At 54.0% G+C, this 9,113-nt stretch carries 4 protein-coding genes, 1 tRNA gene, 2 rRNA genes and 3 pseudogenes (1 of these 10 only partly in view); 8 read left to right on the top strand and 2 right to left on the bottom strand.

Annotated elements, in window-relative coordinates; all coding sequences use genetic code 11:
• From KUL25_RS14180 to KUL25_RS14170, 3 genes are all read left to right on the top strand, one after another.
• Positions 1–1,049, top strand: a 23S ribosomal RNA gene (locus tag KUL25_RS14180) (it extends 1,780 nt beyond the left edge of the window).
• A 159-nt stretch (positions 1,050–1,208) separates the two neighbouring features.
• Positions 1,209–1,323, top strand: a 5S ribosomal RNA gene (gene rrf / locus KUL25_RS14175).
• A gap of 77 nt (positions 1,324–1,400) precedes the next feature.
• Positions 1,401–1,477 (top strand) — tRNA-Met (locus KUL25_RS14170).
• Between the two features lie 672 nt (positions 1,478–2,149).
• Here KUL25_RS14170 and KUL25_RS14165 read toward each other — a convergent pair.
• Positions 2,150–3,073 (bottom strand): annotated as a pseudogene (locus tag KUL25_RS14165) (IS5 family transposase).
• 83 nt (positions 3,074–3,156) lie between these two features.
• On the opposite strand from KUL25_RS14165, the pseudogene KUL25_RS14160 reads away from it, so the two are divergent.
• Positions 3,157–3,471 (top strand): annotated as a pseudogene (locus KUL25_RS14160) (transposase); the annotation flags it as partial.
• 142 nt (positions 3,472–3,613) lie between these two features.
• On the opposite strand, the gene KUL25_RS14155 reads toward KUL25_RS14160, so the two are convergent.
• The gene (locus tag KUL25_RS14155) at positions 3,614–4,330 is read right to left on the bottom strand and encodes a response regulator (RefSeq protein WP_257893528.1); all 717 of its coding nucleotides are present in this window, start codon (positions 4,328–4,330) and stop codon (positions 3,614–3,616) included.
• A 176-nt stretch (positions 4,331–4,506) separates the two neighbouring features.
• Between KUL25_RS14155 and KUL25_RS14150 the strand changes: the two genes are divergently transcribed.
• From KUL25_RS14150 to KUL25_RS14140, 4 genes and pseudogenes are all read left to right on the top strand, one after another.
• Positions 4,507–4,992 carry a putative pterin-binding protein gene (locus KUL25_RS14150; protein ID WP_257893527.1) on the top strand — a complete coding sequence of 162 codons (486 nt, stop codon included), beginning with the start codon at positions 4,507–4,509 and terminating at the stop codon, positions 4,990–4,992.
• 24 nt (positions 4,993–5,016) lie between these two features.
• Positions 5,017–7,629 (top strand): hybrid sensor histidine kinase/response regulator, encoded by a 2,613-nt coding sequence (locus KUL25_RS14145; protein WP_257893526.1) that lies wholly within the window; start codon positions 5,017–5,019, stop codon positions 7,627–7,629.
• Between the two features lie 309 nt (positions 7,630–7,938).
• Positions 7,939–8,088: pseudogene (locus KUL25_RS21935) on the top strand (IS256 family transposase); the annotation flags it as partial.
• A 309-nt stretch (positions 8,089–8,397) separates the two neighbouring features.
• Positions 8,398–8,640: a calcium-binding protein gene (locus KUL25_RS14140; protein ID WP_257893525.1), complete on the top strand. Its 243-nt coding sequence runs from the start codon at positions 8,398–8,400 to the stop codon at positions 8,638–8,640.
• The last annotated feature ends 473 nt before the right edge of the window (positions 8,641–9,113 follow it).

Raw genomic sequence — 9,113 nt, 5'->3', positions numbered from 1 at the left:
ACGCCTGCCCGGTGCCTGAAGGTTAAAAGGAGGAGTGCAAGCTCCGAATTGAAGCCCAGGTAAACGGCGGCCGTAACTATAACGGTCCTAAGGTAGCGAAATTCCTTGTCGGGTAAGTTCCGACCTGCACGAATGGCGTAACGACTTCCCCGCTGTCTCCAACATAGACTCAGCGAAATTGAATTGCCTGTCAAGATGCAGGCTTCCCGCGGTTAGACGGAAAGACCCCGTGCACCTTTACTACAGCTTCAGACTGGTAACAGGACTGGGATGTGCAGGATAGGTGGTAGGCTTTGAAGCAGGAACGCTAGTTTCTGTGGAGCCATCCTTGAGATACCACCCTTCGCATTCTTGTTATCTAACCGCGGTCCGTTATCCGGATCCGGGACCCTCTGTGGCGGGTAGTTTGACTGGGGCGGTCGCCTCCTAAAGAGTAACGGAGGCGCGCGAAGGTTGGCTCAGAGCGGTCGGAAATCGCTCGTTGAGTGCAATGGCAGAAGCCAGCCTGACTGCGAGACTGACAAGTCGAGCAGAGTCGAAAGACGGCCATAGTGATCCGGTGGTCCCGAGTGGAAGGGCCATCGCTCAACGGATAAAAGGTACGCCGGGGATAACAGGCTGATGGTGCCCAAGAGTCCATATCGACGGCACCGTTTGGCACCTCGATGTCGGCTCATCTCATCCTGGGGCTGGAGCAGGTCCCAAGGGTACGGCTGTTCGCCGTTTAAAGAGGTACGTGAGCTGGGTTTAGAACGTCGTGAGACAGTTCGGTCCCTATCTGCCGTGGGTGTAGGATATTTGAGAAGAGTTGCCCCTAGTACGAGAGGACCGGGGTGAACGATCCACTGGTGTACCAGTTGTTCCGCCAGGAGCAGTGCTGGGTAGCTATGATCGGAAAGGATAACCGCTGAAGGCATCTAAGCGGGAAGCCCCCTTCAAAACAAGATATCCCTGAGAACCGAGGTAGACCACCTCGTCGATAGGCCAGAGATGTAAGCGTGGTAACACGCTCAGTTGACTGGTACTAATTGTTCGATAGGCTTGATTTGATCCAGTGAAAGACAGGAATTGTCGTGCGCCTCGAAAGAGGAGCGGCGGTACTTGAACTTCATGGACCATGAAGCATCACCAACACCATACAGTGTTAAAGTCATGGATAGTATTGATGCACATCGTGCATCTTGGCTGATAGTTTGTTTCTTTCTTGGTTTGGTGGTCATAGCGCGAGCAAAACACCCGGCTCCATTCCGAACCCGGCCGTTAAGTGCCGTTGCGCCGATGGTACTGCGTCTTAAGGCGTGGGAGAGTAGGTCACCGCCAAACCTAGTAAGAAACAAACATATCTCTCTAACGATTACCAAGCCTCAATCAGACCAAATTGGCCTTGAGGCTAATATTGTCGCGGGATGGAGCAGCCCGGTAGCTCGTCAGGCTCATAACCTGAAGGTCGTAGGTTCAAATCCTACTCCCGCAACCAATACTTTTCTTATAAATCAGATCTTTCGAGGCCTGCCGCAAGGGAGGCCCTTTGCGTTTCTAAATCCCATGGACGCAGTATGGAAACACGCGAACGGATTCAACGACTGTGATTTGACTGCAACGCTCGGACAGTCGTGAGACTCGGGTGTCAGGTCGAAAAAGCCCGCACCTGCCCTCGCCTTACTCGACGCGCCTTACGCGCGAAATGACGGCTCGCTAGAAGAGGCTGGCACCGAGGATCGCGCCAGAGGGCACCATTCGCCACAATCCCCTTTAAATCCACCTGCGCACTACCCGATAGGTTGGAGGGGGGGATACTATCGGCCCCTTGCAGACATTGATCGAAAGGCCCCGTCGCTGCAGTGTGGCCAGCCAAGCAGGAACTAAGCTACAGTCGCAAATTGCAGATGCGAGTTCGTCAAACTAAGCTGATAGGCGCCGTCGGTATGAGATAGGTTGGAAATCTACATCTTGTGCCAGCTCGACGCTCGACCACTGTGGCCGTACGTTTCTGCCCGTAATTCCCCGCTACGGTAAAATAGCATGACGGTCGGTCCAGCAGCAGTACGAGTAAATGCGGTCCTTTCCGCGTTTCGTGATAATGAGAACTCCGATGGGCGTTTTTGCACTACCGTCGTCTGAGGCGTGAGTTCTCCTTACCACACTGACGTCAAGCCATTCGGACGATATCTGCGGTGCCTAGGGCGTTGAAGCGGTTCATGAGTGCGATACGGATTTGGATTTCGGCGGTCTGGGCCTCTCGCCATGATGCGCTCTCCGAAGGCCTTGAGGCAGCGCATCCTCACCTCGATCCGACTGCGGGCGTGGTATCCGCTCCTGCGCTTCCAAAGCGCTCGGCCATAAGGCCGTTTGGCGCGCAGCGTCTCGTTTCTGGCGCGCGCCGCAGGGCAGTCTTCTTTCCACGCTCGCCCATTCTTTCGGATCGGGATGATCGGAACTGCGTCGCGCTCGATGATGGCCTTTTGGCAGCGGCGCGTGTCATAGGCGCCGTCGGCGGTGACCGCGCCGATCTGCTCGTCCCAGGGAATCTGGCCGAGCAGGTCGGGCAGCACGGGGCTGTCGCCGTCGCGGCTGGGGGCGAATTCCACGGCGCAGATGTCGGATGTGGCCGGGTCCACGGCCAGATGGACGTTGCGCCATTGGCACCGGGCTTGCACCCCGTGCTTGCGGGCCTGCCAGTCGCCATCACCCAGGAACTTGATCCCGGTGCTGTCGACGAGAATGTTCAGCGGACCGTCCGAACGGCGATAGGGCATCTGAACGGTCAGGGTCTTCTCCCTCCGGAACAGCGTCGAGAAATCCGGCACGGGCCAGTCCAACCCCGCCAGCTTCAGCAGGCTCGCCACGATCCCCGCGGTCTGCGCAGAGGGAGCTTGAAGAGAACCTTGATCGACAGGCAGAATTATACGGCCGCATCGGAAAACACCGTTGGCCGTCCCGGCTGCCCTTCACGCGGCGCAAGCCAGGTCATGTCCTTGTCTACCCAGATCAGTAAAGCCCCCCGCTTCCGCGGCGATGCGTTGTAGCTGGACCGGTTCGTTGTGCGATAGCGGGCGGGAAATGGTTTGCTCACGCAGCACGTCTAGCGCCATGGATTCGCGACGCGAATCCGCCACAAACCGAGTGCTGAAACAATGCCCCACAGATGACAAAGAAGCCGAGAGAGCGCTCGCGGATTTTAAGGCCCAGTGGGGCCAAAAATATCCGTCAATTGCCCCAAGCTGGCAGCGTGCGTGGCAGGAGTTCATCCCGTTCTTCGCATTCCCACCAGCGGTGCGCAAAATTATCTACACAACAAATACCATTGAGAGTTTAAACTGCCTGGTCCGCAAAACCACCAAAACGCGCGGCAGTTTTCCAACCGATGACGCAGCAACCAAGCTGATCTATCTGGCGATCCGCAGCTTTGAGACGACAGGCAGAGCCGTCAGAGAGTGGGTTGCTGCCCGAAACCAATTCGCTAACCTATAGCCAGAGAGGTTCTTCTGACCTCTCCTACCCGCCATATCCGTCCTTAAAACGCCCACTATCGTTTGAGGACACTTTCAACACACACTTTGGCGCATCAGACCAACCAGGCCGGACGCTTACCATCGCTCGGAAGCCTGTCGCCTTAGATCAGGTTGTTCTCCTTGGCGATCAACACGACGTGGGCGCGATTGCGCGCGTTGAGCTTGCGGCAAATGGCACGCATTTGCATTTTCACCGTGGTTTCCGTGTCGGCAAACTCGTTGGCGATTTCCTTGTTCGTACTTCCGATGGCCAAAAGCCTGACAATGTTGAGTTCTCTGTCGCTTAGGCCTGCGGAGCTGGCATCAGCCGAGTTCCAAGGTTCGCCGTATGCAGTTGCGGGCAGAAAAATCTGACCAGACAAGACAAGGTCGATAGCGCTCGCAAGTGATCTCAGCGGTAGCGTTTTGGGGATCAGGCCGCGGGCGCCCTTCTCTACTGCCGACTGAACGAATGCGCGATCGACCTGTCCAGATATCAAGACAACCTGAGCTGGCTCTGCAGCAGCGATGACACGCTCGACACTCTTCAACCCGAGCATACCCGGCATCTTGACGTCGAGAAGGACCAAGTCAAAAGAATGCCCTGCGCCGAGTTCGGCGAGAGCCTCATCCAAGGTGGCAGAAATGCGTGTCCTGAACTCGCGGGGCTTGGAGGACAATGCTGCCGCGACTGCTTCGGCCAGTAACAGATGGTCATCCGCAAGAAGGATACTTGTCTGCAAGTCATCGTCAAAGGCCTCTGCGAGGCCCGCATCCGAACGCGGATCGAGTTGTCCTGATCTTATTGGAAACCGACCCAGTGAACCACTCCACTTCATTTAGACTTACCCGCCAAACTTCAGATGATCTTGTCGTCAATTAGATGATTAATAACCCTCTCCCTTTGGTCGGCTCAAGCGCGCTTAGAGCGCAGTTTTGTATCTAAAGATACAATAGCGCCTTATGATGCACTGGGGTAGTACTTATGCAGAACCGCGTTAACAGAGAGTGTCCAATGAACAAACGTGAATTTATAATGGCTGCCACAGTATCTGCCCTTGGTTTCGCCCGCGTGGCCTCCGCGAACGAGAACCAACTGTTGCTGGATGGCGATTGGAGTACTGGCCCCTTCGTCAACCTGGACGACAGTGATCTGTCAGCGTTACCGCAGATGGAATTCGAGACGACCACGCAATGGACAACCGGTTCACTTCGCTTTTCCGGACCGTTGCTGTCGGATCTGCTTGACTTCTATGGCGCCGGGTCGGGCGATCTACGGCTGACCGCGATCAACGATTACAGTGTCGATCTCAGTCGCGACTTGGTCACACCAGAGGCACCAATCGTTGCAAATCGCATCAATGGTGAGCCGTTCAGTCGTAGAGATAAGGGGCCGTTCTGGGTTGTTTACCCCTACGATAGAGCAGTCGAATTTAGAACCGAACAAACCTTCGCAGCGAGTGTCTGGCAACTAAGCCAGATCACTGTATTGAGTGCGTAGACCGTGAAATCGCGGCGCCTACACGTGCAATTTCTCAGAAACATTGCCAATCGGCTGGGCACATCTTTGCTGCTGGCTCTTCTGACGGCTTCTGTTCTTGTATTGATCTACGATGCGTCCGAATATCGCGTGGCCTTGGAAAATTCCCGGGCCGCTACGTCAGACAGCCGGGTCTGGACCGTCGCTCAGGCCGAAGTGGATCACACTGAGCTCCTGCTAGCGCTCGCAAATCTCAGGACTTTGCATGCGACGGCTGAAGATCGTGAAGTGCCGAACGAAGCGCTTGAACTGCTGATCGCCCAGCTCGTGGTTGAGTTTGACATATTTTATAGCCGCCTGAGGGTCCTAAACGTAGTTTTGGACCGGCCAGAGGTGCCGGAGAACGTCCGTGCCGAACTGCGCGCATTGATCCAATATCGCGATCAGTTAGCGGATATGTTTGACGGATCAGATATGTACGATCCAGCGCAGCTGCTAGCGATTGAGGATGCAGCCACGGCAATGGACGCTCCGGTGCGCTCGCTCGTTCTGGGTGCGCTAGATTTTTTTGTAACCGAGGCCACTGCATCGCGATATCAAGAAGCATCAGACTTACGGACATTTTTGGGTCGTTCCCTCTTGTTGCTGATCGTTGTAGTAGCCGCGATCTTGATCTCTGTGATTATACAACGGGGATTGGCCCACCAGGTTGCCGTAATCGAAGCCCAGAATGCCAACATTCGGCTCATCTATGACGCGTCTATGCTCCCCGTGGTCGTGGCCGACAGCAACGGTGAAATCAAACTTTTCAATTCGGCCGCTGAACAGACCTTTGGCTATACAGAAGCCGATGCGCTGGGGCGCAACATAGCAGATGTGATGATACCACCTCATCGCTTGGCCCAGCACTATCAAGGGATGGAACGATATCGCGCGACAGGGCAAGGCGCTTTCGTAAACAAGGGAACAAAACGGACTACTTCGCTGCGCCATGACAGAACAGAGTTTCCAGTTGAACTGTCCATAAGGTCGGAAACGGATGCGCAGGGCGATACAATGCTTATCGCTTTTATACGCGATATCTCAGAGCAATCTGCCTTTGAACAAAAATTGCAAGAAGCCCGGGACGAAGCTCGGCACCATGCAGCTACGAAGACGATGTTTCTAGCCACAATGAGCCACGAAATGCGCACGCCGCTGCATGGTCTGATGGCTTCGCTTGAGCTGATTGATACTGACAGTGTGGACCGCCAAACGCAGGATCTTATCAAGACAGCGCGCAGTTGCGGGCTGCAGACCTTGCATCAGATGGACGATGTCCTGGAACTGACTCGGGTCGGTGAGGTTCAGGAACGATTGGCACCCTTTGCCCCGCACAGAATGGTTTCGAAGATCATCGAAGAACTGCGCCCCTTGGCCAAAGAAAGATTCAACCAGCTTTCGCTGAACGTGACAGGTCTCAGCGACGATACCAAATGGCTGGGCCACCCGCAAATGTTCATGCGGGCCATGTATAACCTCATCGGCAATGCCATCAAGTTCACTCAGGATGGATTGGTGACAATCAACGTGAATTTTGACTGGCAAGTTGCGGCAAAGCCCCGGCTTTGCGTGAGTGTAGTGGATAACGGCAGGGGTATTTCCGCCGAAGACCAAGCCCATCTGTTCGATCTGTTCTTTTCCTCCGACGCAGGCCAGATTGGTTCTCAGCTAAACAGTTCCGGCTTGGGTTTGCCGATTGCGCAGACCGCTGTCCAAAAAATGGGTGGGACCATTACCGTTGAAAGCCAGTTGGGCGTGGGCAGCAAGTTCTCCTTTGAAATTCCGCTTGAGGCTTTGGAAGACAGTCAAACCCCGCTTATTCAGAATGATGTCACTGTACCACGTCTCTCCGCTGGCGTGCGTTGCTTAATTGTCGATGACAATCACGTCAATCTTGATGTGGCTGCGCAGATGCTGCGTCGACTTGGCTGTGACGCGGTAGTCTGTGATAATGGCGAAGCGGCGGCTGAAAGCATGGTTCAGCAGAACTTTGACGTCGTGTTTATGGATCTCAACATGCCAGGTGGCATTTCGGGGGTAGAAGCCGCGCAGTTAATCCGGCGACACGAGACGTCTCGGCCTGAAACAAAACCGGCCGTGGTCCTTGCTCTGACCGCCGACACAACTGTTACTGCCGCTGTTATGCCGGAAGGACTGTTTGATGGAATCATGCACAAGCCCGTCTTGATGCATGAGTTAAGAGAGACACTCAGTCGGTTTCTCCCGTGCGAAACGGCGGACACTCGTCCCGATGATGCCTTGTTTGACACGACCCCCGAGGCTTTCCCGGATGCATTCAGTGATCTATTCGACCTGATTGGGCTTGAACATGGAGTCCGGTTGCTGGGCGGGGTGCTTCGCGATATCGATACAGCGCTGGACGCGATTAGGCTCCAACGTACAGATGCCGGCGATTGCTTGCATCGGGCTATTGGGTCCACCGCATCGGTGGGGCTGCTGGAATTGAGCCAACAACTGCGTCATGCAGAAGATCTGGAAAAGGTAAACGCCGAGAAGGCTCTTTCCACGTTGCTGACGTCACTTGAATTTAACTCCCATCGGGCTCGAGAGTGCATACTTCGGGCACAGCTCGACATTCGGAGTACCATCCCGTGAGGTCCCGCTGCGCAAGTTGACCTTAAGAGCGGTTTGCGTTTGGTTTGGAACCCTTTGTGATTCACATGAGGCCGTTTGATTGGCTCACTTCTTTTGGGAGGTGGATCATGGGCAAGCCTTACTCGTTGGATCTTCGTGAACGGATTTGCGCATACGTTACCAAGGGAAACTCTGGCCGGTCTACAGAGCGGCTTTTCGGGGTGAGCGCGGCGACTGCGGTTAGGTTTGCAGCGGAGCATCTGAGAGTGTCTGATCTTCTGTGTATGAATAATTTGGCCCATGCTTTCCAAACTAAGGAGCATGATACAAATGACCATTTCCAAGGAACTTCAGGACGAGCTGCTGAGCAGGGTTGAACGACCCGAGGGCTGACTGGACGACAAAGGGTTGATGAAGGAACTGAAGGTCCGATTGATGGAGCGCATGCTTGGCGCTGAGCCGACAGAACACCTCGGCTATGGATAACCACCAGATCAACGCGCCGAACTCTGCCAAGCGCAGGCAAAACCGACCTTCGATGATCTGGAAACATGGCTGCGCGCCCATCCAAGGCCTTCAGCACAACGAATAAGAAGAGATTTTGGGCCACGTCAATCGTGCGATTTTGATCGTGCAAGTATGACGATCCCAAGTAGATCAAGCGGTTCGCGCTCCCACAAAGATACGCACAAATATCCAAGGATACATTTCATCAGCGGAATAAACCATGGATTCTGAGGGTTGGTAAATCGTTAATCCCAACGCCGTTATCGGCAGGAGCTCTCGAACATGGCAAACATCACCGGCACGCCTGGGAATGACTTGCTGACGGGCGCTGGGAGCAGTGATTCAATCAGTGTCCTCGGGGGTGGCCACACCATTGTGGGGCAAAATGGGAATGACACAATTTCCGGCGGCGCCGGAAGCGACGACATAACACTTAGGCCAGGGGCGAACACCGCGTCTGGTGGTGGTAATGACAAGATCGATGATCTTGAACAACGCTTTCACGATGTCGACCTCGCGTTCTAATAAAATGTTGTTTGGTCTGTTGGGTGCCACGAGAAACCTGTGCAGCGAAGGGCTGGGCTTTACAGGATCGCGGAGGGGAACAATGAACCGATATATATTGTGCCATCTTTGTCAGAGTCGAACCTTACATTGTCCAAGTTCAAGAGGGTAATGATGAAACGAAAAAAGTCCTCAATTAATATGAGCCCTCATGAATGCGATTGGGACGCGCTCAATTTTCGTGCCGCAAATGATAGTAATTTTCGTAGAAAAGACGAAGAATTCTCCTTTTCCCCAAAGGCTCTACTACTTTCCTTCATGGCGTCAAATCTTATATTAAGCGTTCTTGTAGCTGTTGCTCTTATATTTAATTGGTGAGATCTTCTTGGCGAGGCTTGCAGCAATGATTACTCTCCGGAAAGAATAGAAAAGGAGCACAGTTGCTGATAAGCAAATCGCGAATTTGATCAGTTTGCATAAAATTGCAATAATGA

The organism is Gymnodinialimonas phycosphaerae, assembly GCF_019195455.1.
In the GTDB taxonomy this organism is placed as follows: Bacteria; Pseudomonadota; Alphaproteobacteria; order Rhodobacterales; family Rhodobacteraceae; genus Gymnodinialimonas; species Gymnodinialimonas phycosphaerae.
This window is presented reverse-complemented; position numbering and strand designations above follow the sequence as displayed.

What these genes read in the sequence shown, in the direction of transcription:
- KUL25_RS14155 (WP_257893528.1), bottom strand. Translation starts at nt 4,330, where the DNA reads ATGAAGTGGAGTGGTTCACTGGGTCGGTTTCCAATAAGATCAGGACAA.
- KUL25_RS14150 (WP_257893527.1), top strand. Translation starts at nt 4,507, where the DNA reads ATGAACAAACGTGAATTTATAATGGCTGCCACAGTATCTGCCCTTGGT.
- KUL25_RS14140 (WP_257893525.1), top strand. Translation starts at nt 8,398, where the DNA reads ATGGCAAACATCACCGGCACGCCTGGGAATGACTTGCTGACGGGCGCT.